This is a genomic window from Acidisoma sp. 7E03 (assembly GCF_054665075.1).
Genome location: NZ_BAAFHE010000019.1, coordinates 21,456 through 44,981, shown reverse-complemented (window position 1 = coordinate 44,981; position 23,526 = coordinate 21,456). Strand labels below are relative to the sequence as shown.

The window sequence follows — 23,526 nt, the reverse complement described above, 5'->3', positions numbered from 1 at the left end:
TCGTCTGACACGTCAGAGGGATACGGCTTGCGAACGCTCTCCATGCCCGCAGGTATGAATCAAACCAGTGGGAAAGTACATAACACCCTCTAGAGCGCCGCCAATGAAGAGCAAGGCGAGGGCCGTGCCGACCACCGACGATCCGCCATGTCGCTGATGGATCAGGAACGGCAGGAACAACAGGTAACCCATACGGGTGGCCGTATCGAGCGCGCCGATCACCGTCAGCCGACGGAACCCACCTTGTCCGTACCCGTAAGCCGGCTCGGACGCAGTTCGCTCCATGAGCATGACCGCGGGCGCCAGCCACAGCAGTGCCGCCGACAGGCCAATGCCCAGCATCGCCATGAGCCCCATGACGGGCCGCCAGGCGATGAGGGGTAGGAGCAAGGCAATCAGCGCCGGTAGGACAGCCTTCCCGAGGTCACCGGAGAAATTGTAGATGTTCAGTGGCCGGCGAGCGTGTTCGCCGTAGGCGGCGGTAACCAGCATTGAAGCGCGTGGATGCTGCAGGCTGGAGCCGATGCCGGCCAGGACAAGGCCCGCGCAGAGACCTGTAACCCCCAAAGGCAACGCCGTCATGGCCAAGCCACCCGCCGCCAGGAGAGTTGCAAGGATCAGCGCGGCGCGAGAGGAGAGTCTGCGAGTGGCACGATCAGCCGGGATCTGCAGACCGCCCATGGTGCCATAGTAGAGGGCGCGCAGGAGCGCCAAGGTGGCGTAGGTCAGGCCGAATTGGGCCTGCCAGACCGGCAGTACTGCATAAAGTCCATCGGTGTAGCCATCATGCAGTGCATGGGTAAGACAGGCAGCCAACAGACTGCGTGATGGAGCCAAGGAGCGTGACGCGGTCGCACGGCCTTGGTGGTCAGATGGTCGCCCTCTCATCCAAGAGAGAATGGCTATTGCTTCTGCCGCCGACAAACCAGTAATCCTGCCAATTCATATTAGGAAAGCTACGCTGAATGCGAAGGACGCTACCACCGCTGAATGCTGTGCGGGCGTTTGAGGCCGCGGGCCGTCTCGGCAGCTTTAAGGCCGCCGCCAGTGAGCTCGGCGTGACCCAGGGAGCGATTAGCCAGCAAGTGCGCCTCCTGGAGGCGTGGCTGCGAGCGCCGCTGTTCGAGCGGCTCAATCGTCGGGTCACGCTCACGCCGGGCGGGCGCAGTTATCTGGCTGAAGTCGGCCAGGCGCTCGATCGTGTCGCGACGGCGACAGCCCAATATGGCGAAGCTGGTTCGACCATCCTGAGGGTGAACGCGCCGGCGAGCTTTTCCTTGCGTTGGCTGGTACCCAGGATTGCGACCTTCCAAGCGGTGCATCCGCATATCAAGGTGCGCATTGAGAGTGCCAATGGCCCGGTCGATGCGCTGGCCGACCGTGCGGACGTCATCATCCGCGGTGGGCCAGACACGTTCCATGACTATCGTGTGAGGCCATTCCTTTCTGAAACCAGACTACCGGTCTGCAGCCCGGCACTCATGCAGCGGATCCCTTTGCACGGAGTTGAGGACCTACGACTGCATACGCTGCTGCACACGCTCAGCCTGCCGAAACTCTGGCCAGATTGGCTGTCGAAGACCGGTGCACCGGCGCTGGAAGCTGAGGCGGATTTGGTGCTCGATCACATTTACCTCACGCTCCAGGCAGCGCTGGATGGTGTGGGAGTGGCTATGGGGCCGACGGCGTTGGTGGCGGATGATCTGGCGACTGGGCGATTAGTGGCGCCATTCGAGGGCCCCTCGCTAGCCGCGCGAAGCTATTGCACCTATGTCCCCCTATCGCCGGCACCCGACGAGCGAGTGCTTGCTTTCTGCGCCTGGCTCGATGCCAACGGCAACCTGAGCGGCGCGGTGGGGAGCGCATAGAGCTAAGGGGCGCCACCACTATATTACGATACGCAAACTGTCTGCGATACATGCCACCCACAGCAAGGAGCCGACATCAATGTGTCCAGAGTTGATTAGACAGGTTCTGCTCTAAACAAGCAGTGCGAACTCGACCTGCTTGGCCGACGCGGATCTTGCTGATGCCTTTGCCGTCAACTTGACCGGAGCCGATGCTATGAACGGCGTCGACGTGCTGCCCTCCGGCATGCTCGGCTACCCAGCCCCCTGTTCCGCGCTCTCTTTCGGGTGCGCGATGCGTTCACGTGCCTGTGGGCTGGATAGGGTCATCGTTGCGTGGAACAGGGGCATTCTGGAAGCTGATCACTAGGTAGGCCTATGCAGACCGCCGACCGAACCTGACCTGCTGCTACGCGAGCCTTTGAAAGCCTCATACGCCTGCCTAGTGTTGCCCGATTACGGGGAGCGAGAGCGATCCGATCGTTTCAGCAGGGCTCAAGCCGGGTTGCATCGTCACCTTCTTGCACGTGGAAACGGTGGGCGATCTGCCATCATCATGGATGCGGCGCTTGGACCCAATGCAGGGCCGTCGCTGAACGCTTTTCCATCCATCCTCGCGAGACGATTCGCTCCATGAGGCTACCATGCGCCACACCCGCCGGCGCGATCTCCGCACCATCCGGGGTTAGGTGCAGCGCGCCGGGCTGGTGACAGAGCCCGGCCTGCGCCCTTGAATCCGATGCGGTGTCATACGCCCTGGGAGGTTAATCCGCCGGCTCCCGAGGGTACGCCGGCTGTGCCGGCGCCGGTGCCGCGGCCGTGAAACGGCGCATCCGGCGGTGGTCGTCGGCGAGGGGAGGCGTGGGACAAGGCAGGGGCCTTGGCTCCATCATCCTATGGCGATTAGCTGTTCGGCGGATCGTGTCGCGGCATTTGCCGAGGCGGCATGAGGCCCGGGCATCGTGCCCTAGCGGCTCAACGGTGCCCGTATCGAAGAGAACATCTTCCACCTCGTGGTCTCCCCGCCGAAATCCACCTGCGCGCTGAACCTCGACGGCTGCCGTATTCTCGCGCGGCAATTCGCCTAAAGGGGCGAGGCCCGCGCCGCGGCACTCGTCGCACAGAGCCATGGTGGCACAGGGGCCTGCTGCCAGCGGTGCAGGAGCGGATGGTCGCCCCGGGGAAATTCAGTAAGGAGTGGCTGGTGTTAGCCGGTGGTTGTGATATAGGTGGGGGCGTTAGTGATTGGTTAAACTGGATCGTTTCGAGAGTCCTCCGTGCGTCCATTGCAGGCTACCTAGCGGGCCGGAGGGAGGAGGGCTGACGACCGCTGTGGTCTCGTTCCGAGACCGTGTTTCGAAAGGCGCATGGGTAAACGCGCATCCAACATCCCAGAGTCAGTGCCCAGTCTCGTCGACGTGCACGTTGGTGCACGCATCCGGCGGCGACGGAGCGCGTTCGGCATGTCCCAGGAAAAGCTGGGGAATGCGTTGAACCTGACGTTCCAGCAGATCCAGAAATATGAACGCGGTGTGAACCGCGTGGGTGCTTCCCGCCTCTACGATCTATGTCGGGTTTTCCACGTCACGCCCAATTATTTTTTTGAGGGCCTGCCCGATTTTGACGCCATCGATGGAGGCTTCCTGCCCGGGGCCGGCAACGCCGAAGAAGGTGGCTTCCAGGCCTTCGCGGAAGCTCAGGCACGGTTAGGGGAGAGTGACGAGTTGCCGGCGGATACCGCAGAAATACTTCGCCACTTTGCGCATGTGACGGATCCAGAGGTGCGCCGGCACATTCTCGATCTGGTGAAGTCGCTGGCCGCCGTTCCGCGGGCTTGATCTTATTTGACGGTCTTTTGTCTTTCCTTAACGGTACGAGGGCTCACAGGGTGACCGACTACGCTTTCGAAGCTAGATCCATCAACGTCGCCAGAAGGTTCCGCCGCTTCTACTGGTGGCCTGACCCCGCGAGGTGATCCGGTTTTGTTGTTAGTGCATGGCGGTCTCTGACGCCATAGTTGGAGTGGACGAGCCAGCTTTCTTCAATCGAGCTGGCGGGCTCGCCCATGGCACGACGCCTCCGCTGCGGGGGACGATCGTTTCGGGCGCCGGCGGTCGGTAGCCGAGTGATGAGTGCGGGCGGACAGTGTTGTAGTGTCGCCGCCGGGCTTCGATCAGGACCTGGGCCTCGGCCAGGCTGTAGAAGATCTCGCCATTGAGCAGTTCGTCGCGGAGCTTGGAGTTGAAGTTTTCGCAATAGCCGTTCTCCCACGGGCTGCCGGGCTCGATGTAGGCGGTCTGTGAGCCGACGGCGGCGATCCAGTCGCGCAGGGCCTGGGCGATGAACTCCGGACCGTTGTCGGACCGAACATAGGCGGGCGGCCCCCTGAGTATCATGAGGTCGGCCAGGGTCTCCAGCACGTCGGTGGAGTTGAGCTTGCGCTTGACCCGGATCGCCAGGGCCTCGTGGGTGAACTCGTCGATGACGCAGAGCATGCGGAATTTCCGTCCGTCATGGGTGCGATCCTCGACGAAGTCGTAGGACCAGACATGGTTCGCGCGCTCGGCGCTGAGCCGCACGCACGAGCCGTCGTTCAGCCAAAGCCGGCCGCGTTTTGGTTGTTTCTGCGGAACTTTCAGCCTCTCCCGCCGCCAGATCCGCTGCACCCGCTTGGGGTTCACCGACCACCCGTCATGGCGTAGCGGCGCGGTGATGCGCCTGTAGCCATATCGGCCGTAGGCCTTGGCCAGTTCGATGATGTCAGCGGTCAGGGTGGCCTCGTCGTCCCGGCCCGTCGAGCGCTTGCGCTGGGTGGAGCGGTGCTGGCCCAGGGCCGCGCAGGCCCGCCGTTCCGAGATCTTCAGCTCCGCCCTGACCTTGTCGATGCAGGCCCGGCGACGGGCGGGGCTCAGAAGTTTCCCCGCGCCGCCTCGCTCAGGATCAGCTTGTCCAGCGTCAGATCCGACACCGCCCGCCGGAGCCGGGCGTTCTCGATCTCCAGCTCCTTCAGCCGCTTCACCTGGTCGCTCTTCATGCCGCCATACTCGGCGCGCCAGCGAAAATAGGTCGTCTCCGTCACCGCGATCGTCTTCACCGCCTCGGCGATCGACTTGCCCTGCGCCGTCGGCACGTCAACCTGACGCAGCTTGGCGACGATCTCCTCCGGCTTGTGCCGCTTCCTTGCCATCTCTCAATCCATCCAAACGGCTCCGCAGACCTACAAAAGGGATGGACCACTTCAAGAGGGGCAGGCCACGCATGGCCAAGAAGCAGCGGACACGGTGGTCGCCATAGGGCGCTCATCGAGGCTCCGTCGTCCGTGCCGCTGTGTTGGATGGCCGGCTGCACCCGGAAGCGAACGGCCTCATGGCCGCTTGATAGACCGGGATTTTGCCACTCCCGTCACCTTTTCCGCTGGCCACGGTTTGGTCCCGTGAGACGGATCGCCATCTGAACCACAATTGCCTCAGCGTCGCCCGCAGCCTTCGCGACAGTTTCTTGCGTATTCTAGTGGGATATGCCAGGATATCCCAAAGGACGGAGAGTCGAAGATGTCACAGGTGATTGTCGGTCGTTGGGGGAAAAACCTCGCCGTTCGCGTGCCCTTCGACGTAGCTCGCGCCTGCGGCCTCATCGACGGCGAAGCGGTTGAAATAGAGGCCGCCGATGGCGCCATCGTCATACGTCGCTCAGCCGCCCAGGTGGAAGCCCGCCGTAAGGCGGAGGAGGCCGGGGCAGCCATCCTCGCGGACTCGCAAAACTATACGCTCGGCGGCTTGTCGATCCGCGAATTGCGGGACGAGGGGCGCCCAGGATGAGCATGGTGCTCGACGCTTCGATGACCATGACTTGGCTCTTCTCCGACGAGCAGACCGCGGCGTCCCGGCGTCTGTTGCAGCAGGTCATTGCTGAGAGAGCGGTGGTACCCTCCCTGTGGCGGCTCGAGGTTGCCAACGTCCTGCGTAACGCAGTACGCCGGGGCCGCTGCGACGATCACTACGCTGACCGCAGTATCGCGCGGCTGACCGACCTCAGGCTGCAGATCGATGCAGAGACCGATCATCATGCCTGGGGCATGACGCGCGAGCTCGCTTGGGCTGAGAATTTGACGCTCTATGACGCCGCCTATCTCGAACTCGCGCTGCGCCGCGGGTTGCCGCTCGCTTCTTGCGACGCAGAACTGCTGGCCGCGGCGGCGCGCCGAGGCCTCGAGACCCTGACTGCGTAGCCCAAGTGCCGCAAGGAGTGATGATGACCGCTAGAAGAAAGCAAGTCGAGTTCGATCCAGAGCATCATCTGAGCCAGGCTGAGTTGGACGCTATCCGGGGGCCGTTCGTCACGCGGCCCTGTGAGAATGCCCCTGTCACTGACTGGCTGCGGTGGGCACGCGAGGTAGACGCTGATGCGCCGCTAGCGCGGCGCATACTCGAGGCCTTCATCGATCACGGACGCCGTTCGTAAAGACGAGACGCTGCTGCCGAAAGGAATAGACATCTTATGGTAATTCCCCAGGCGACAGCGTGCAGAGCTGGCGACAGATGAGCCAAGCCGTTCCTGGCATATAGGTCCCGTGGAAGGGTGCGTGACTTTCCCCTCGCCTTCTTGCAGCGCATTGGCCCCGGCGGCATTGTCAGGTTGGCGGGCAGCCGAAGGTTCTGGCAAGCTCTGAGCATAAGGCGATCCCCAAATCCCTACCGAGGCTTTCGCGGTGCGCCTACGCAGGTGCGCCCGGTTTGGGAATCTCCCGCATTGCCTGCACCCGTCGCTAATCGATGCCGTCGAACAGCGCCACGAACTCCAGCGGTGACAGCCGCACCGCGCCATAGACGATCGCCAGCCAACGGAAGGTCGTGGCCTCCAGCTGCTTCCAGACCAGCACCAGGCCGCTGCCATCCCACAACAGCACCTTGATCCTGTCAGCGCGGCGCGAGCGGAACACCAGCACGGTGCCGCGAAGGGATCGGCGCCCAGCACCGCCGCGGCCAGCGCCGCCAGGTTGTGCGCACTTCTGCGGAAATCCACGGGCTTGCTCGCCGGCAGGATCCGTGCGCTCGCGGGCGGCGCGTCGGCCTCGCCGTCGGCACGGTGGACGGCCAGATCTGGACCAGCAGCGGCAGCCATGCCACGGGAACCACCGCGCAGCTCTTCACCTATGGCCAGTGGCAGAACGGCCCGTTCTTCTTGGCCGGCCAGCTTGGCGGGCTGTATCAGCAGGAGGATGTCTCGCGCAGCCTACCGATTGTCGGCGTCTCGACGCGTGGCGACACGAACGGCACGGCCGGCGGCGGCCGTCTACGCGTGGGCGTGCGAGAGCGCATGGGTGCCTGGTTGTTCGAGCCGAGCCTGGGCTTCGGCGGCTTCCGCTTCCAGGAAGCGACCCTGACCGAAAGCGGCGGCGGCGCGCTTGCGCAGACGATCGGCGGCCAATCCATCGGCAGCGCGCAGAGCGTGCTGGGGATAAACCTGCAACGCCCGTTGGCATTGTTCCCCACCGTTGCCGTGGTGGCAAAGGGCTCCCTGGGCTAGGCACATGAATTCGCGAGCCAGACGGGCGATGCCTGGGGCAGTTTTGCGCAGCTGGGTGGCGGCGGCTATTCCGTGGATAGCGCACCCATTGGGCGCGACGCGGCACCGATCGGGCTACTGGCGGATGTGAAGGTGACGTCCTGGCCGCTGTCGGTGTTCGTCAGCTACGGTGGCGCCATCAACGGCCACAGCACGGCGCAGGCACTGAGCGGCGGGGTGCGCTTCGTCTGGTAGCCGGAGGCACGGCATGTATGCGATTGGTAACATGGCGCCGGATCGGGAACGGACGGGCGGAGTGCGAGTCCCGGTTTCACGAGACCTCTGGCTGTGAGGAGGGCAGCTCCCCTTTCGGACTCACAGCAGGCCGTGAGATAGTCGTACTTGCTTAGGCTTGCCTCGCCCACCCTGTCCTCGCAGGATGGAAGCAGAACGAGGGGCAGATGGATGGATATCTATGGGCCAGAATTCGCGGCTCTCATGGACAAGGACCTGTCCGCTTCCGGGTTACAGGCCCTTAGAGATGCCGTTTTGTGTATGGCGGAGGATTCTCAGGCCGCCACCCTCCTAGACTGGCTCATAACCGGCATCGAGCAAGGACCGCGTACTAGTCGACCTGAAGCGCAGTTATCTCCCGTCGATACGCACTATGTCGACGCGCTGGTGACGGCATTGGAGCGGCGATCGCCTGAGCGCATCCAGGTGCTATCGCGTCAGTTCGATTATCTGGCGTTCACCCGATCGGAACGCCGCTGGTCACCGTTCAAGCTACTGAACTTTTTCTTTCGAGCCAAAATGGAGCCGGCGAAAGGGACCGCGATCGTCACATCTGTCCGCAACGAGGGCGTCAATCTCCTGGAATGGATCGCTCACCATCGTTGTCTTGGATTTGATGACTTCTTCTTTTACGTCAACGACAGCGATGATGGAACTGAAGAGCTTCTGAGAGCCTTTGCTGAGCTTGGACTTTGTCATGTCGTCATAAACGAGACGCGGCTCGGTCGGGAAGGAGAGAGCGCCTTTCCGATTCAGTCCAAGGCCTATGAACACGCAATCCATTTTCACAATTCGCTGAGGCAATTTAGGTGGGTTCTCTTTTCTGACGTTGACGAATTTCTTTTCATAAAACCCGTTTTCGATGAACCCGCCTGCCCTCGCCCTCTCGACGATCTCGTGGGTAAGCTAGACGGTGATCCCTCAGGTCCTGTTGGTGTTCTCTTCAACTGGAAATGGTTCATCAGCAACGCCGCATATCGTCGAGAGAAAGGCTTGGTGTTCGACCGTTTCCACAGCTTTCGAGGGAGCGATCACTTCAAGTCATTTGCGCGCCTGAGTCGGTGCACAACATTTGCGACGTCCCATCTCCCTCACGTGGTAGCGGGGAACACGTTTCTCGATGATGCCCTCAATCCTATTGCTGAGCTTCGCCTTAATCGGACACCGACTTACGCTTACGGTCAGATCAATCACTATTGGAACAAGTCGTTCGAGGAATTTGCACTCAAGAAGCTACGCGGCCGTGATTTTAGATCGTTTGACCAATTTTTTACGTTCGGGAACAATCGGTCCTTCGGCAGGGTGGAGCATGTCCCTGAGGCTTGGATTCGGCGCGTCAAAGAGGAGCTGACTTCTCTTCGGTGTCTCCCAAAACTGAATGAGCTTCAGCAACTCGCCGAGGCGAAGTTCCGCCGCGAGATTGACGGCCATGACGCGGAGCGCAACCTTCCCGCGTTGTACATCGAAAACCGATTCCCTCGTGCGGGAGCTGATGAGGATGTGCAACCCATTGAGGTTCGAGATCCAGGATTAATCCACGATCGCTTGGCTCCCGCAGGTATCGGCAAGCCTATTCCACTCGTGCGTGGCACTGAGCGCTTTGCTCCTCCATGGGTGCAGTACTGGCATGGTTCGGACAAGGGAGAGCCTTGGCCGGAGATCGTCTGCCGCTCGATGATGGGTGCGTTGGTCGCCAATCCTGATGTCATTTGGCTGGCCGATCGCAGCTTTGACGTCGCCAGTGGTAGATGGGTTGAGCCAGCGATCCAGCCGAAAATCGAAGCCACTGAACGGCCGATCAGGCAGATTAGATGGCCCTGCGTCGTGCTGCCGGGAAAGAGTTCCAGCGGCTATGGAGCGGGGGTGTTGGGACAGATCTTCCGGATCTGGGTGGCGCGCGACGCTGCGGAGAAAATGCGCCTGCCTTTTCGTGTACTGGTGGATCAGCCCGCGCCGGACTGGCTGCCGCGTCTTCTTGAGGGAGCGGCCGGCGTTCCTTCGAAAGATATCGAGTTCTATTCGCCAGCGGAGGAGCGCGTCCTGCTCTGGCATGCTCTCCTGCCCATGTCCCCTCTCGGATCTCGGGGACTGAACCCGATGGTGAACGACTTTGTAGAGCGGATTCTAGACCTTCAAAAGCCGCCCGTGGAGGGTCAGCAGATAAAGCGGATCTTCCTGACCCAACGCAGCCGGCGATCGCCTTCTGAGCCGGAGTGTCAAAATGAAGCGGATCTCGTGGACCTTGCTGTCCGACATCATGGCTTCACTCCGTTGGCAATTGAATCGGTCAACTTCGTCAAGCAGGCCACGCTCTTTCGAGGCGCCGACATCGTACTCAGCAACACTCTGCCAGTCCCGCAGAGCCTCGTGTTCTGCAAGACGAGCGCAAGAGTGGGAAGTCTCGGAGCATGGTCTCTGGCGTTGTCGGAACTTGGCACGCTCCGCGGGTTCCAAAACGCCTACTTCACCTTGGGAATAGAGTCACGGAGCCGGTATACGATCGACCCGTCGGATTTCGGGCAGTTCCTCGCGGCACTTTGCTGCTGACACAAGGACCGCATAGAGCCGTCCCGTTCCTCAGTGAAGACAGAGCGGATCCAAATCGACATTGAGATCTTGGAAGAAGCTCAACAACTGGCACAGTGCCTGAGGGCCAAGCCTTAACCTCAAGATGCCTGCGAGATCTGACGCGCTCACGCGGAGACATGGGCAGTCGATATCGAGCCGGCCCCTGGCATCCAGTGTCAAGGTAACAGGAGTATCCACCTCATAGGTTACTATGGGACGACCGCTTGCAAGCCGCTGTGCCCAGTCCTCGCGGAGCTCGTCGTCGTCGTCGCTCGGTCCTGGTGAGATATATATCGGTGCCATAACGGTATGATACGAAAACGTATTAAAATGGCAACCAAAAATTATCGCCTTGGCGTGCGAGGGAACATCCGGGTTTGCGCGCCGGACCCGGTTGGTGTGCGGGTCATCGAGGCAGGGTCGGCGACGCTCGTTGGAAGCGACAACGGTGACGCGATTGGACGTGTGGGACGAGATAAACCGGCTACTGCTTGGCTGTGGCTCCGATACCAGCCCGCTTGGCTCGATCCCTGGCCCGGTCGCGCCAGGCGGTCAGGGGCGCCGCCCGAGTCGCGGGCACGGACCATCTGAGCCGAAGGATAGCTCAGTCGGCGGCATTTCCTCGTCGCCAAGACTCTCGGCGCCTCACAGCGGTCCTCATGATCCCGCAGGCTGGTACTGTCAGGTTGCTGGGTTGGCCTCTTCGCGCCGAGCGTCTAGCCTCCCTGTATGACCCCGACCCCCGAGATCGAACGCGCCAAGGCCCGCATCCGGGCTCTGGCCGCCAAAACCGTGCAGAACGGCTGCACCGATGCCGAGGCCCTTGCCGCCGCGGAGATGATCGGCCGACTGCTCGACCGCTACATGCTGACAATGGACGAGGTTCAGGTCCGAGCGAGCTCCTGCGTGCAGAAGGCCGTGGCCTTAACTGGGAAGCGACGCGGCGCCCTTGACACCTGTGTGCCTGCCATTGCTCGCTTCTGCCACTGCATCGTCTGGTTGGAGGATAGCGCCGGCGCTGACCCCTCTGCCAGCCAAAGCATCAAACGCTATGTTTATTTCGGCACAGAGGCGGATGTGGAGATGGCCCTCTATCTGCACAGCATCATCGCTCACGCCATCGCCGGTGAGACTGCCGACTTCCGGCTGCGCCAGACGCGACTGAAGGCGGAGCGGCTGCGGCGCGCGCTGCGTAGCTTCCAGCATGGCTTGGCCGCCCGCCTGGCCGAACGGCTCGACGCGCTGAACGAGGCACGCGAGACCGTGCTGCGGGTCGAGGAAAGCCGCGGCACCGCTCTCGTCCTGGCCAAGCAGGCGACGGTTGCAGCTGCCTTCGCCGAGACGAAGATCAGGCTCCAGGCCCGTCAGAGCAGCGCGACCATCTTCGATCGGCGGGCTTTCGCGACCGGGCGACAGGCGGGAGATGGCATCAACCTCCGCCGGCCCCTCGAAGATGGGTCGTCGCTGCTGCTGCGGTGATGGCATTGGCACGGGACTATCAACGGAGCCGCGTCTATGCCTGGGAGCGGGCGGCGGTAGTGCCGCATGACCCGACGACCATCGCGCGGAGCCAGGCGCAAGCCATGGTCAACGCCATCTGGGCGGATCTCGGTCGTAGCTATCCGCCCAAAGTGTGGCCCCTGTCGCGGCGCGCAACGACGCTCCTAGGCCGTGCCGATCGGCTGACCATCGAGCTGCCACCGCGTTGCCCCTCATGGTGCCTGCTGCATGAGCTGGCTCATACCATGACCTCGACCCTGGAGGACGACAGCGACGGCCACGGTCCCAACTTCATGGCCGCCTATATCACATTGCTCGCCCGCTACCTGCGCCTTGATGCCGCGGGCCTCCGCAGGCACGCGGCAGAGGCGGGTATCGACGTCGCTTCCTCGCCGGAAGTATAGGCCCTGCTGCCTCCCGCTGTCGTGGCTGCGGAAGCACGCAACCGTTAACCCTGAACAAAACCACGCTCCAGGGGAGATGACGCAGAGCGCGACGCCAGCGAGTAGGCAAGGCTATCGGCTGGCAAGGGCGCTGCGTAGGGAACAGTCTTCGTTGTGCCTTCGCGGGGGTTAGCGATGTGCGGTCGGACCTGCAACCGCGTGCAAAGAAGCCTGCATGTTAGTGGGCATAAATGCGCGGAGTAACGCAAGTTTACGCGCAAAGCTGCTTGACCCAGCGCTAAATCTGCATGACGGTGCTCTTGGCTTGGGGTGCAAGGTCACGAGCGAGGGAGGTTCGCTATCACCGGTGCGGTTCATGGCAAGGAGAAGTTTCCGCGATCGGTAAGACGTCGAGCCAGACAGGCTCAATCTTTGCCGAAAAGGATTGCTTGGAGAAGATGTTAATACAAAGGTGTTTTCTAAAGAGGAGCGGAGAGTAAAAAAGATCATTTACCCGCTTAGACTGATGTATAAATCAGAAAAGAATCGGAAAACCGATCAATGAGAACTTTGCATGGCCTCCAATTTTTTACTCTGCTTTTATCCGCAGCGATTGCTGCCGTTGCGTACGGCGCGCGCCTGGCTCAAGCCGCGACAACGCTGACAATCGCCACGGTAAACAACCCGGATATGGTGGTGATGCAGCGCCTATCGAAGCAATTCGAGGCCTCGCATCCGGATATCAAACTCAACTGGATCACGCTGGAAGAGAACGTGCTGCGCCAGCGCATCACCACGGATATCGCGACCCATGCCGGGGGTATGGATATCGTTACCGTCGGTGTCTACGAAGTGCCGATGTGGGCCAAGCGCGGCTGGCTCACGTCCATCACCGATGTTCCGGCCGATTACGATCTCGCCGATCTGCTCAAGCCCGTGCGCGAGGGGCTTTCCTATGATGGCAAGCCCTATGCGCTGCCCTTCTATGCCGAAAGCCAGATGACGCTCTATCGCACCGATCTTGTAGAGAAGGCGGGGGTAACGATTCCGCCCAATCCCACCTGGCCCGAGATCGCGGCCGCCGCCGACAAGCTCAACGATCCCAAGAACGGCATCTACGGTATCTGCCTGCGTGGCAAGGCGGGCTGGGGCGAGAATATGGGCCAGATCGGCCCGGTGGTGAACAGCTTCGGCGGCCGCTGGTTCGATATGAAATGGGAGCCGCAGCTCACCACCAAGCCCTGGGAGGATGGCGTATCCTTCTATGTCGATCTACTGCGCCGCGATGGCCCGCCGGGTGCGGTTTCCAACGGCTATAATGAAACCCTCGCCCTTTTCGCAGCCGGCCACTGTGCGATGTGGGTGGATGCTACCGTCTCCGCCGGTTTCCTCGCCAATCCGAAGCAGAGCACCGTCGTCGGCAAGGTCGGCTATTCCGCGCCGCCTTATATGACGACGAAGGTCGGCTCGCATTATCTCTGGGCCTGGTCGCTCGCCATTCCCTCCACCTCCAAGAACAGCAAGGTGGCGGAAGAATTCATCACCTGGGCGACCTCCAAGGATTACATCAAGATGGTGGCGGCCGATCAGGGCTGGGCAAGCATCCCGCCCGGCACGCGCTATTCGACCTATCAATCGGCGGACTATCAGAAGGCCGCGCCCTTCGCGCCGATCGTGCTGGACGCGATCAACAGCGCCGATCCGCATCATCCCTCCATCCTGCCCGTGCCCTATACGGGCATCCAATATGTCGGCATCCCTGAATTTCAGGGGATCGGCACCATGGTCGGGCAGCAGATCTCGGCGGCCATTGCCGGACAGAAGACCGTGAAGGCCGCGCTGGCTGAATCGCAGTCGCAGACGGCACGCATCATGCGGCGCGCCGGCTATCTGAAATGAGACAGGGCGCGGGCCTGGATGCCGCTCTCCGGCCTGGCGCTGTGGCGCCGGGCCGGGGGGTGAGGGCGCGGGCGGCGGCGCTCCGCCCCGCCGGAGCCGCGCGGCGCGGGGCGATGCTCTGCACCGCGCCCTCCGTTCTTCTGCTCCTGCTCTGGATGATCGTGCCGCTGGTGATGACGGTGTGGTTTTCCCTCCTGCACTACAATCTGATGGATGAGGGGCGGCAGTTCATCGGCGTGATGAACTACGTCTATCTCCTCACCGATCCGTCTCTGGCCACGGCGCTCGTCAATACCCTGGCGCTGGTGGTGGGCGTGCTGGCGGCGAGCGTCGTGCTCGGCACGCTCATCGCACTCCTGCTCAACCAGCCGATGCATGGCCGGGTGGCGGTGCGCCTGCTCGTCATCGCGCCCTTCTTCGTCATGCCCACGGTCAGTGCGTTGATCTGGAAGAACATGTTCATGAACCCGGTGAGCGGCCTGCTCGCCTGGGTCGCGCATGGCTTCGGCCTGCCGGGGTTGGATTGGTTCGCCGCTGCGCCGCTGCTGTCCGTTGGCATCATCGTCGCCTGGCAATGGATCCCCTTCGCGACGCTCATTCTGCTCACCGCGCTGCAATCCATGGATCAGGAGCAGCTGGAAGCCGCGGCCCTCGATGGCGTGCGCCCATTCACGCTGTTCTGGCGTGTCATCGCGCCGCATCTGGCGCGGCCCGTCACCGTCGTCATCCTCATCGAGACGATGTTCCTGCTTTCGGTCTTCGCGGAAATCCTCGTCACCACCGGTGGCGGCCCGGGCGATGACACTACGAACCTGGCCTATCTGATCTACAAGACCGCGCTGCTCGATTACGATGTGGGCGGTGCTTCGGCTGGCGGCCTCATCGCCGTGGTGCTTGCCAATATCGTGGCGATCTTCCTGGTGCGCACCGTCGCCCGGAGCCTGGACGCATGAGTCCGGCGCAGCGCAGGCGCGCTACCCGCAAGCTTGTCTTCACCCTGCTCGGCTGGTGCGTGGGCCTTGTGATCGCCTTTCCCATTCTCTGGATGGGGCTCACCGCGTTCAAGACGGAGGCGCAGGCCGTCACTACCCCGCCGTTGCTTTTTTTCCATCCGACACTCGAGAGTTTCGACACCGTCTTCGCCACCACGAATTACTTGCGCTTCGTGATGAACAGTGTGGCCATCTCCGGGGGCGCCACGCTCGTCTCGCTGCTGCTGGCACTCCCGGCCGCCTATGCCATGGCCTTCTATCCGAGCCCGCGCACGCGCGGCGTGCTGATGTGGATGCTCTCCACAAAGATGATGCCGGCGGTCGGCGTGCTGGTGCCGATCTATCTGCTCTTCCGCGATCTGCATCTGCTCGATACGCGCAGCGGGCTGATCGGCATCTATACCTTGATGAATCTCCCGATCGTCATCTGGATGCTTTATTCCTTCTTCCGCGATGTGCCTAAGGATATCGTGGAGGCCGGGCTTCTCGATGGCGCCTCCACACGCCAGCAGATCGTCCGGCTGCTGCTGCCGCTGGCCGCGCCCGGCATCGCCGCCACGATCCTGCTCAACCTCGTGCTTTGCTGGAACGAAGCTTTCTGGAGCATCAATCTAACGGCGAGCCAGGCCGCCCCGCTCGCCGCTTTCATCGCTACCTTCTCAAGCCCCGAGGGGCTCTTCTGGGCGAAGCTCTCGGCGGCGTCGCTGCTGGCGGTGGCGCCCATCATGGTGCTTGGCCTCGCAACCCAGCGTCATCTCGTCAGCGGGCTGACCTTCGGGGCCGTCAAATAATGCCGATCCGGGCATGAACGGGCGCGCTCGCCGCGCCGGAACAGCGAAGAGGCTGCGATGTATCGCGAGAAATATGATCTGGCCGGGAAAACGGCTTTCGTGACCGGCGGGGGCCGCGGCATCGGCCTCGCTTCCGCCACCGCTCTGGCCGAATGCGGCGCGCGGCCGATCATCGCCGATCGCGATCCGGCGGTGCTGGAAGAGGGGCTGGCCAAGCTGCGCGCCATTGCCCCCGGCGCGGAAGGCATCGTGCTCGACGTGACGCAGTCTGACGCGGTGACGGAGGCGGCCGATCGCTTCAATGCGGCCGGCGGCGTGGATATCCTCGTCGCCAATGCTGGCATCGCCTGGCCGGATACGCCGGGCGAGGCCATGGCCGACGATGTCTGGCTGCGTATGATCGATATCAATCTCAATGGCTGCTACTGGAGCTGCCGGGCCTTCGGCCGGCATATGCTGGAGCGGGGGCGGGGCAGCATCGTCACCGTGGGGTCGATGTCCGGCGTGATCTCCAACAAGCCGCAGCGCCAGGTGCATTACAATGCGGCCAAGGCTGCCGTGCATCACATGACGCGCTCTCTCGCCGGCGAATGGGCGGCGCGCGGCGTGCGGGTGAATTGCGTAGCGCCCACCTATGTGGATACCGCTATGTCCGGCCCCGGCCTGCGCAAGCCGGAACTCGCCCAGATCTGGCTCGAGAATACACCCTCGCATCGTGCCGTGACGGCGGAGGAGATCGCCTCCGTCATTCTCTTCCTGGCGAGCGAGGCTTCCAGCGCGCTCATGGGCTCCATCGTGCTGGCCGATGCCGGCTATACGATCTGGTGAATGACATGACAACGAATCCGAGTTTCAGCGTGGCCGGCCAGGTGGTGCTCATTTCGGGCGGCAGCGGCGGCATCGGCCAGGCCTTCGCCCGTGCCTTCGCCGACCACGGTGCGGAGGTGATCGTGACGGATCTGCGCCCGCCACCGGAAGAGCTGCCCGGCATCCGCTATTTGCCGCTCGACGTGCGGGATAGCGCGGCCGTCGAGGCTCTGGCCGCCTCCATCTCGCGCCTTGATACCCTCATCCATTGCGCCGGGCGGCTGGTGCGCTGGGAGGAATATAAGCCGGAGGTTTTCGCGGAGATCCTCGATATCCATCTCGTCGGCAACCTGCGCCTGGCAAATGCCTTCCGACCACAGCTGCGCAGGAGCAAGGGATGCCTGATCAACATCGCTTCGATGTATTCCTATTTCGGTGCGGCCCATATCCCTGCCTATGCGGCGGCGAAGACGGCGGTGGTATCGCTTACCAAGTCACTCGCTCTCGGTTTCGCGGCGGATGGGATTCGCGTCAATGCCATCGCACCGGGCTGGATCCGCACCGAGATCAGTCGACCGGGGCGCGAGGATCCAGTTTTCAGTGCCAAAGTGCTAGCACGCCTACCCCGCGGCGAATGGGCTGAACCTGAGGAACTTGCCGGCACTGCGATCTTCCTTGCCTCCGGTGCATCTGCGCTGATTAACGGTGTGACGATCCCCGTCGACGGCGGCTACACGGCAAACTGAATTGGAGCTGCTCCATGAGGTCTGGTGGTCTGGGCAATAGCTCGCGCTGGGAAATGCCAGAACGTGCATCAAATCATCGGGCGGGAGCATTCTTCTGGGCGGTCCAACGCTGATCGTTGACGTGAACGGACGGACATCAGAGCCCGAACGAAACTAAGTGCGGCACGATCCAAATTGGCTTCGGCCCCGGGCCGTGATCGGCTTGCCATGTGTCAGATCAGCAACTCGATAGGCCGATACTTCAGACAGGCTCTGGACATGTTCACGCCAAAGGTGCGCATTACACAGAAGCCCGGGAAGCAGAACAAGCTGGGAAGTGGCGACACCTCCGTCGTTTGGATCGGCACCGTAGGGTATTTGCATCGTCACGCAGTCGAGACCGTGCTGCCGGCCTGCCCTTTGTCTTGTACCGGCGAATACCCGAATTTCCGGGAAAAGGCGCGGGAAAACGCGGCAGCGCTACCGAAGCCGACGGTGTCCGCGGCGGACTTGAAACTGCGTCCGGAGCGCAAGGCCGCGCGCCCCAGGTGCGCTGGGGCTTCGAACACCTCCAGCTCAGCCCCGCCGCGGTTGCCTGCTGTTCCGGCGGCGCCATCCTGATAGCGTCGAGGGCTCTGGCTGAAGATGAGCCCGTTTTGCGAATAGGCAGCGCCCGTGTTGCCTCCGCCGCCGGCGACGATAAGCGGTGTAGTCTGGGCGCCGATGACGAAGGTTCCACCACCGCCACCACCACCGGCAAAAGCATAGCGGCGGACGAGGTCCGCAGGATCGGCCTCGTTCCCCACAAGGATGGTCAGCGCTTGGCCCGCCTGCAGCGTGAATGTGCCGCCGATCTCGGCGCCGAGGCCGCCGCCTTTGCCGCCCTGGCCGCCATAGGCAAGGATTTGGTAGGCGCCCGTTGCGGGCACGGTCCAGCTGACAATCTTTCCCGTGTAGGAAAAGCTGCAGAGATCGGCGACAGCCATGGCGAAAGATCCTAGAGGCTCTGCCCTATTTCGGGGAGCGAAAGGAGGCTTGAGAGATGCCGGGCGGGTTGCATCGTCACCTTCTTGTGCGCGGAGACGGTGTTCGATCCGGTATCATCATGGAGGTAGCGCTTGGACGCAATGAGGGGCCGTTGCTTGACCATTTTTTGGTCCTCCTTCCAAGACGGTTCCCTCCATGAGGACACCATGCGCCACGCCTGCCAACGTGCTCTCCGCACCATTCGAAGTGAGGTGCAGCGCGACGGGCTGGTAACGAAGAGCCCGGCCAGCACCCTCGATCCCTGATGCGGTGCCGCACGCGCCGCGAGGTTAACCCGCCGACCCCCGAGGTTACTCTGGCTGTGCCGGAGCCCGTGCCGCGCCCGTGAAGCGGCGTGTCCGGCGTTGGTTGTTGGTTGTTGGTTGTTGGTGAGGGGAGACGTGGGGCAGGGCAGGGGTCAATGGCTCTATCATCCTGTGACGATCACCGGTCTGGCCGCGGCCGACGGTCAGACCCATTCCACGATGATCTGCGCCAGGCCTCCCTCATCCACGAGTTCCGCTGCTTCCTCCGCGCGGAACCACCGCCGCTCCCGCTGCTTCCTCTCCCGCCATTTGACGACCTCCAGCGTTACCCGCAGCGGATAGACCTCGATATGCATGAGACGCTCCTCGCCGTTCGGGAGGCGCTTGGCGTAGGGGTAGGCGCCGATGGGCTTTTTCTTCATCAGCCCCTTCACGCCGGCTTCCTGAAAGGCTTCCATTTCGGCGGCCCGGTGCGGCTTTTTGCCTTCTATCGGCCAACCTTTCGGGATCACCCATCGCCCAGTGCCTCGGCTCGTGATGAGCAGGATCTCAATGCCGTACGGGGTGGGCCGCCACGGAAGTGCGCCGTATTGGACGTCGGTCTTGCGGTTGGATGTAGCCATAGCACAATCTGGTTCAGCGAAGGTCTAGATGTCCAGAGCTTTGCCGAGGGGCAGGGCTGAGCCAGGAACGTCGGCACAAATCCGGTCCTGCGACACGGCTGAGCTCAGCAGGCAACGCTCTTGCCAACTGGGTCGCATTATAAAGCGCTTCAGCTCAGTCGCTCCGACGCTGCGGCAGAAAGCGGAATCAGCCGGGCCCGTCGCTGGCAGCGGCCAGCATGTATTTGACATGGCGCAGCAGCGCTAGCCGACCCGCATCCTTAATCTGGCGGTAGAGGGTGAGGAGCGCCTGTTCGTCCGCTGTTTCTGCATCGCCGTCATCGCCCGTCAGGAGATAGCGGACGGATACGCCAAGGGCCGCCGCTACTCCGGTGAGGTTAGACTGGGCCTGGCCGGTGCGACCGGTTTCCCACTGCGCGATTGCACTGCGCGACACGCCGCTGCGGCTCGCGAGCCTTTGCTGCGACAAGCCAAGGTAGCGCCGTATTTGACGGATGCGCGCGCCGTCGCCTTCGGCAGCGGCCGGTAGTGGCTCAGGTCGCGAGCCGTCGTAGGAATGCGCGTTCCTAGCCCCGTGATCCAGTGAGGGAGTGGCAAGACGCTTCAGTGTCAGGGACACTTCTGGCTACCCTTTCTGCCCTAGAGGATAAACGCATCGAAGAGGCTCTCGTGATCAGCGGCCTCGCCCAGTGCGGCAATGTCGAGCGCCGCCGACCGATCGTCGCTGAGTGGCGGAACATGGCGACGGACTGCATCGTGAAGCTCCGCGGTCCGCCTGCCGAGGACCAGACCAGTGCGTAGGTCGCAGGCTCGGGCGGCGACGATCAGTTCGATGATGGCGACCAGACGAAGCCGATCGGCGATCTCACGGGTCTTCAAGACGATGGAGGTCGCCATGGTTCCATAGTCCTCGACGCGATCGGCCACGGGAAGAATGACGGTCGGCATCGGAAGCGACCTGTGCTGGATCTCGGCGACGAGGGCCGAAACAGTCTTCTGGAGGGCAGAAAAGCCGCTTCGGCCGTCGAGAGGCGGTGCGAGGAAACGCGGAAGGTCGCTCGCCGCGGGTGACATGAGTTGCATCATCCGCTCACCGCAAAGCGCCGCTGCGCGGGACAAGGCGAGCCCAAGCCCCTCGAAAGCCAGAGCGAGATGCGTCGTGTCAAAACTGGCATTGGCCAGCACGCGCGCCTCGGGATGAAGGATCGCTGGATTGTCGTCCGAGGAGTTGAGCTCGATGTCGAGAATGCAGGTCGCCTGGTCGAGGGCCGTGAGCGCGGCAGCGTGCACGGGGCCGAAGCAGCGAAAGCTCAGCGGGTCCTGAAGGCGTCGGGCGGTGCCGGGAAGAGCAAGATCGCTGCCGGAGAAGAGGTCGGATACCCTCTCTGCCACGCGCTCGAAATGAGGCACGGGATGAAGCGCCGCCGCCGTGGGGGAGAGGGGCGAGAGATTAGCGCGAAACGCCTCGAAGGAGAGGCATGCCGCCGAGAGAAGGATCGCGAGTATACGGCGCACGTCATGAATGGCCAGCGCGCCGAGCCCGACTGAAACGGCGTTCGATGAGACCAAGGCCAGGCCGTCCTTCTGCGCAGGCGAGGGGGGCGACAGCCCGGCCTTGGCCAGAGCGGCTGTACCTGCCATCACCGATCCGCCGACCTCTGCTTCGCCATTGCCGAGAACGACGGCGGCGATGTGGGCAAGAGGGGAAAGATCGGCCTGGCCCACGGAGCCGATCATGGGGACCACGGGGTGCACGCCGGCGTTCAGGAGCGCGATGAGTCCCTCTGCGGTGCCGAGGCTGATCCCCGAATAGCCCCGTGCCAGCCGGGCCAAGCGCGTGGCCATCATCGCTCGGACATCTGCTGAGCAGGCGGGCGTTCCCACACCCACCGCACGGGCCAGAGCAATGCGCCGTTCGCGATCCGGGTCTCCCGCAGGAAGGTGCGTGTCTACCGCCGCCCCAAGCCCGGTCGTTACGCCATAGATGGCGCTGCCCGAAGCGATTTGCGCTATTAGCGCGGCGTGGCTTGAGACGATCGCCGCACGCCCTTCAGGCGCTAGGCTCACGCGCGCGGCGTCTCGCGCGATGGATGCGATATCGGCAGCTGATAGTCTCTGGGCGCCAATGAGGACTTGCTTCACGTCTTGACCGAAGAACAAACCACATGGTCCAGATGCACAGCGTCAGGCGAAGCGCAGCCTCTGGCCAATATCAAGTTTCCGTGTCTTTTCGAGCATGGCGTGGCCGAGGGCGATATCGGACAAGGAAAGGCCACGATGCCATAGAAGGATGGTTTCTTGATCGTCGGTGCGCCCGGTCTTGAGTCCAGCGACGATTTGGCCAAGTTCTGCATGGAGCGTCGCCTCGGATAAGCGCCCCGTTTCTACATGCGCGCGGAGGCTACCGAACTTCCCACCTTTGCACTGGCCCCAATCATCTACGACGATCTTCGACATGATGTCCGTCAAGGAAAGCTCGACCGCGCTCATCGTACCGTATGGAATGACCAAGGCTCCTGGCTTTATCCACGTGGTCTTCAGCAGAGGGCTGGGGGTGCTCCGGCGTGATGCTTCAACGACGATGTCGGCACCTTTGACGCAGCTTTCCCAGTCTTCGGACGCGATCATCGGTTTTCCGAGATCGCTGGCCAGCTTTTCGGCAAAAGCGGCCTGACTTTCAAGCCGCCGTTAATGGACAAGGATCTTCTCGAAATCAAACAGGTGGTTGAGAAGCCGCACGTTCCACGCCAACAGCAGGCCGTCTACCGGGTTGGAGCGTCTCCCGCCAGCATTAAAAACGGAACCAGCGCTGCGTGATCTTATGCCGCCCGCAGCATCTGCAGGCAGTGCTCCAGCGCGACGACGACGGAATCCAAAACGGGCATGCCGAGTTCGGAGGTGAGAGACGCCGCCACGCCGGCCCCGGCCATGTTGGTGCAGAGGATCATGATGGCGTCCAGCCTCTCCTGCGCGGCAACCATCCGCACCATCTCGGCCACCGTCTCCGGCGTGATTTCGGCGAAGCTCGTATTCTCTGTGCGGTCCGCCCGGGCAGTCGCGGTGATGGCGATGCCGGCCTTGGCATAATTTTCGACGATGCGCCGCTCGACCGCGTCCACATAGGGCGAGACGAGGCCGATGCGCCGCGCGCCTAGGGCGGCGAGGCGAGCATTGAGCGCCATGACGGCGGTGGTGGCGGGTAGGCCGGTGCGCGCCGTGATGGCGGAGACGATCGCATCATCCTCGGCGAAGCCAAGCCAGCCGGCCGCCGTGCCGTTCCAGAGGATGAGGTCCACCTGGGCATCGGCTAGCAGCTCGGCCGCATCGGCCATCGTTTCTCCGGCGAACTGCGCCTGGGTGCTGGCATCATCGGCAATGCGCAGCACGCGGATGCGTGCCACATGGGTGGTAACGCCACGTTCCGGTGGCAATAGCGCGGCGGTTGCCGGTTCCAGCACCGTGTTGGAGGAGGGGACGAGCATGCCGAGCCGGGCCATGGCGGTGATCCTCAGACGATGGAGCGGCGTGAGGCGATGCCGCCATCCACGGTGATGATGGTGCCGCTCGTATAGCCGGAGCGGAAGGAGGCGAGGAAGACGATGAGATCCGTCACCTCATGCACATGGGCGGGCCGTCCCAGCGGATAAGTCGAGGCCAGTTCCTGGAAGCGGTTCGCATCTCCCAGCACGTCGGCCGCACGCTTGCGGAGCATGTTGTAGATGCGATCGGTATCGACGGGGCCGGGGTTGACGCCGACAACGCGGATCTTGTCGTCCAGGCTCGATCCGCCGAGCGAGCGGGTGAAGGCCATCAGGCTCGCATTGCCCACAGCGCCTGCGATATAACGCGGATCGCAGATCTCGCCGCCATTGCCGATATTGTTGATGATCACGCCGCCGCCTTGGATCTTCATGCGCGGATAATAGAGACGGCAAAGGTTGATGTAGCCATAAACTTTGAGTTCCCAGCCGGCGCGCCATGTCTCTTCATCAATGTCAAAGAGGGAGCCGGAAGGGATGACGCCGGCATTGTTCACCAGCACGTCGATATCGCCCACCGCTTCGGCGAGGGCGGCGCAGGCGCCGGGCTGGGTGAGGTCGACCGGATGCAGCGTCACCGCCAGGGCCGGGAAGGCCGCCGCGATCTGGGCCTTGAGCGCTTCGAGATTCTCCACGTTGCGGGCGGTGAGATGGAGATGGCAGCCCTCTTCCGCGAAGGCGCGGGCGAGGCCGGCGCCGATGCCCTGCGAAGCGCCGGTGATGAGCACCGTTTGGCCGGTGAGGCGTAGATCCATGAGATG

Annotated in this window: 22 protein-coding genes and 2 pseudogenes; 14 read left to right on the top strand and 10 right to left on the bottom strand. The window is 62.8% G+C overall.

Annotated elements, in window-relative coordinates; all coding sequences use genetic code 11:
- Positions 1–12: 12 nt before the first annotated feature.
- Positions 13–816, bottom strand: a complete 804-nt coding sequence (locus tag ACYQ6W_RS21045) for an MFS transporter (RefSeq protein WP_459678068.1) — start codon at positions 814–816, stop codon at positions 13–15.
- A gap of 149 nt (positions 817–965) precedes the next feature.
- On the opposite strand from ACYQ6W_RS21045, the gene gcvA reads away from it, so the two are divergent.
- Positions 966–1,868 (top strand): transcriptional regulator GcvA, encoded by a 903-nt coding sequence (gcvA, locus tag ACYQ6W_RS21040; protein ID WP_459678066.1) that lies wholly within the window; start codon positions 966–968, stop codon positions 1,866–1,868.
- A 1,346-nt stretch (positions 1,869–3,214) separates the two neighbouring features.
- Complete coding sequence (locus tag ACYQ6W_RS21035) at positions 3,215–3,685, top strand: helix-turn-helix domain-containing protein (protein ID WP_459678064.1); 471 nt, start codon at positions 3,215–3,217, stop codon at positions 3,683–3,685.
- A gap of 150 nt (positions 3,686–3,835) precedes the next feature.
- Here ACYQ6W_RS21035 and ACYQ6W_RS21030 read toward each other — a convergent pair.
- A protein-coding gene (locus tag ACYQ6W_RS21030; protein WP_459678062.1) for an IS3 family transposase occupies positions 3,836–5,034 on the bottom strand; the annotation gives its coding sequence in 2 pieces (ribosomal slippage) (positions 3,836–4,764 and positions 4,764–5,034; 1,200 coding nt in all).
- Between the two features lie 364 nt (positions 5,035–5,398).
- Between ACYQ6W_RS21030 and ACYQ6W_RS21025 the strand changes: the two genes are divergently transcribed.
- Together ACYQ6W_RS21025 and ACYQ6W_RS21020 are read left to right on the top strand one after the other, a co-directional pair.
- Positions 5,399–5,665, top strand: a complete 267-nt coding sequence (locus ACYQ6W_RS21025; RefSeq protein ID WP_459678060.1) for an AbrB/MazE/SpoVT family DNA-binding domain-containing protein — start codon at positions 5,399–5,401, stop codon at positions 5,663–5,665.
- Positions 5,662–6,075, top strand: a complete 414-nt coding sequence (locus ACYQ6W_RS21020; RefSeq protein WP_459678058.1) for a type II toxin-antitoxin system VapC family toxin — start codon at positions 5,662–5,664, stop codon at positions 6,073–6,075. The genes ACYQ6W_RS21025 and ACYQ6W_RS21020 overlap by 4 nt, the downstream gene beginning before the upstream one ends.
- A 537-nt stretch (positions 6,076–6,612) precedes the next feature.
- Here ACYQ6W_RS21020 and tnpB read toward each other — a convergent pair.
- Positions 6,613–6,801, bottom strand: a pseudogene (gene tnpB / locus ACYQ6W_RS21015) (IS66 family insertion sequence element accessory protein TnpB); the annotation flags it as partial.
- Between the two features lie 44 nt (positions 6,802–6,845).
- Between tnpB and ACYQ6W_RS21010 the strand changes: the two are divergent.
- From ACYQ6W_RS21010 to ACYQ6W_RS20965, 10 genes are all read left to right on the top strand, one after another.
- A complete protein-coding gene (locus ACYQ6W_RS21010) occupies positions 6,846–7,373 on the top strand; it encodes an autotransporter outer membrane beta-barrel domain-containing protein (protein ID WP_459678056.1) in 528 nt (175 codons plus the stop codon).
- 72 nt (positions 7,374–7,445) lie between these two features.
- Positions 7,446–7,607, top strand: a complete 162-nt coding sequence (locus tag ACYQ6W_RS21005) for a hypothetical protein (RefSeq protein WP_459678053.1) — start codon at positions 7,446–7,448, stop codon at positions 7,605–7,607.
- A gap of 210 nt (positions 7,608–7,817) precedes the next feature.
- Positions 7,818–10,193: a glycosyltransferase family 2 protein gene (locus ACYQ6W_RS21000; RefSeq protein WP_459678051.1), complete on the top strand. Its 2,376-nt coding sequence runs from the start codon at positions 7,818–7,820 to the stop codon at positions 10,191–10,193.
- Between the two features lie 750 nt (positions 10,194–10,943).
- Positions 10,944–11,693 carry a DUF2786 domain-containing protein gene (locus ACYQ6W_RS20995; RefSeq protein ID WP_459678049.1) on the top strand — a complete coding sequence of 250 codons (750 nt, stop codon included), beginning with the start codon at positions 10,944–10,946 and terminating at the stop codon, positions 11,691–11,693.
- On the top strand, positions 11,693–12,118 hold the full coding sequence (locus tag ACYQ6W_RS20990; protein ID WP_459678047.1) for a hypothetical protein: 426 nt from the start codon (positions 11,693–11,695) through the stop codon (positions 12,116–12,118). Before ACYQ6W_RS20995 ends, ACYQ6W_RS20990 begins: the two co-directional genes overlap by 1 nt.
- Before the next feature lie 678 nt (positions 12,119–12,796).
- Entirely contained in the window at positions 12,797–13,996 is a 1,200-nt protein-coding gene (locus tag ACYQ6W_RS20985) for an ABC transporter substrate-binding protein (RefSeq protein ID WP_459678044.1), read from the top strand.
- Positions 13,993–14,949 carry a carbohydrate ABC transporter permease gene (locus tag ACYQ6W_RS20980; protein ID WP_459678042.1) on the top strand — a complete coding sequence of 319 codons (957 nt, stop codon included), beginning with the start codon at positions 13,993–13,995 and terminating at the stop codon, positions 14,947–14,949. The genes ACYQ6W_RS20985 and ACYQ6W_RS20980 overlap by 4 nt, the downstream gene beginning before the upstream one ends.
- Positions 14,946–15,779, top strand: a complete 834-nt coding sequence (locus ACYQ6W_RS20975; protein ID WP_459678040.1) for a carbohydrate ABC transporter permease — start codon at positions 14,946–14,948, stop codon at positions 15,777–15,779. Before ACYQ6W_RS20980 ends, ACYQ6W_RS20975 begins: the two co-directional genes overlap by 4 nt.
- A gap of 57 nt (positions 15,780–15,836) precedes the next feature.
- Complete coding sequence (locus tag ACYQ6W_RS20970; RefSeq protein ID WP_459678038.1) at positions 15,837–16,607, top strand: SDR family NAD(P)-dependent oxidoreductase; 771 nt, start codon at positions 15,837–15,839, stop codon at positions 16,605–16,607.
- A 5-nt stretch (positions 16,608–16,612) separates the two neighbouring features.
- The gene (locus tag ACYQ6W_RS20965) at positions 16,613–17,332 is read left to right on the top strand and encodes an SDR family NAD(P)-dependent oxidoreductase (protein ID WP_459678036.1); all 720 of its coding nucleotides are present in this window, start codon (positions 16,613–16,615) and stop codon (positions 17,330–17,332) included.
- A 365-nt stretch (positions 17,333–17,697) separates the two neighbouring features.
- Here ACYQ6W_RS20965 and ACYQ6W_RS20960 read toward each other — a convergent pair whose 3' ends face one another.
- The 7 genes and pseudogenes from ACYQ6W_RS20960 to ACYQ6W_RS20930 form a co-directional block, all read right to left on the bottom strand.
- A complete protein-coding gene (locus tag ACYQ6W_RS20960) occupies positions 17,698–18,297 on the bottom strand; it encodes a hypothetical protein (protein ID WP_459678034.1) in 600 nt (199 codons plus the stop codon).
- Between the two features lie 509 nt (positions 18,298–18,806).
- Positions 18,807–19,226: an NUDIX hydrolase gene (locus ACYQ6W_RS20955; RefSeq protein WP_459678031.1), complete on the bottom strand. Its 420-nt coding sequence runs from the start codon at positions 19,224–19,226 to the stop codon at positions 18,807–18,809.
- 187 nt (positions 19,227–19,413) lie between these two features.
- Positions 19,414–19,845 carry a helix-turn-helix domain-containing protein gene (locus ACYQ6W_RS20950; protein WP_459678029.1) on the bottom strand — a complete coding sequence of 144 codons (432 nt, stop codon included), beginning with the start codon at positions 19,843–19,845 and terminating at the stop codon, positions 19,414–19,416.
- A gap of 20 nt (positions 19,846–19,865) precedes the next feature.
- On the bottom strand, positions 19,866–21,368 hold the full coding sequence (locus ACYQ6W_RS20945; protein ID WP_459678027.1) for an HAL/PAL/TAL family ammonia-lyase: 1,503 nt from the start codon (positions 21,366–21,368) through the stop codon (positions 19,866–19,868).
- 42 nt (positions 21,369–21,410) lie between these two features.
- A pseudogene (locus tag ACYQ6W_RS20940) lies at positions 21,411–21,893 on the bottom strand (hypothetical protein); the annotation flags it as partial.
- 152 nt (positions 21,894–22,045) lie between these two features.
- Positions 22,046–22,723 carry a maleate cis-trans isomerase family protein gene (locus ACYQ6W_RS20935; protein ID WP_459678025.1) on the bottom strand — a complete coding sequence of 226 codons (678 nt, stop codon included), beginning with the start codon at positions 22,721–22,723 and terminating at the stop codon, positions 22,046–22,048.
- An 11-nt stretch (positions 22,724–22,734) separates the two neighbouring features.
- The gene (locus ACYQ6W_RS20930; RefSeq protein WP_459678023.1) at positions 22,735–23,520 is read right to left on the bottom strand and encodes an SDR family oxidoreductase; all 786 of its coding nucleotides are present in this window, start codon (positions 23,518–23,520) and stop codon (positions 22,735–22,737) included.
- Between the last annotated feature and the right edge of the window lie 6 nt (positions 23,521–23,526).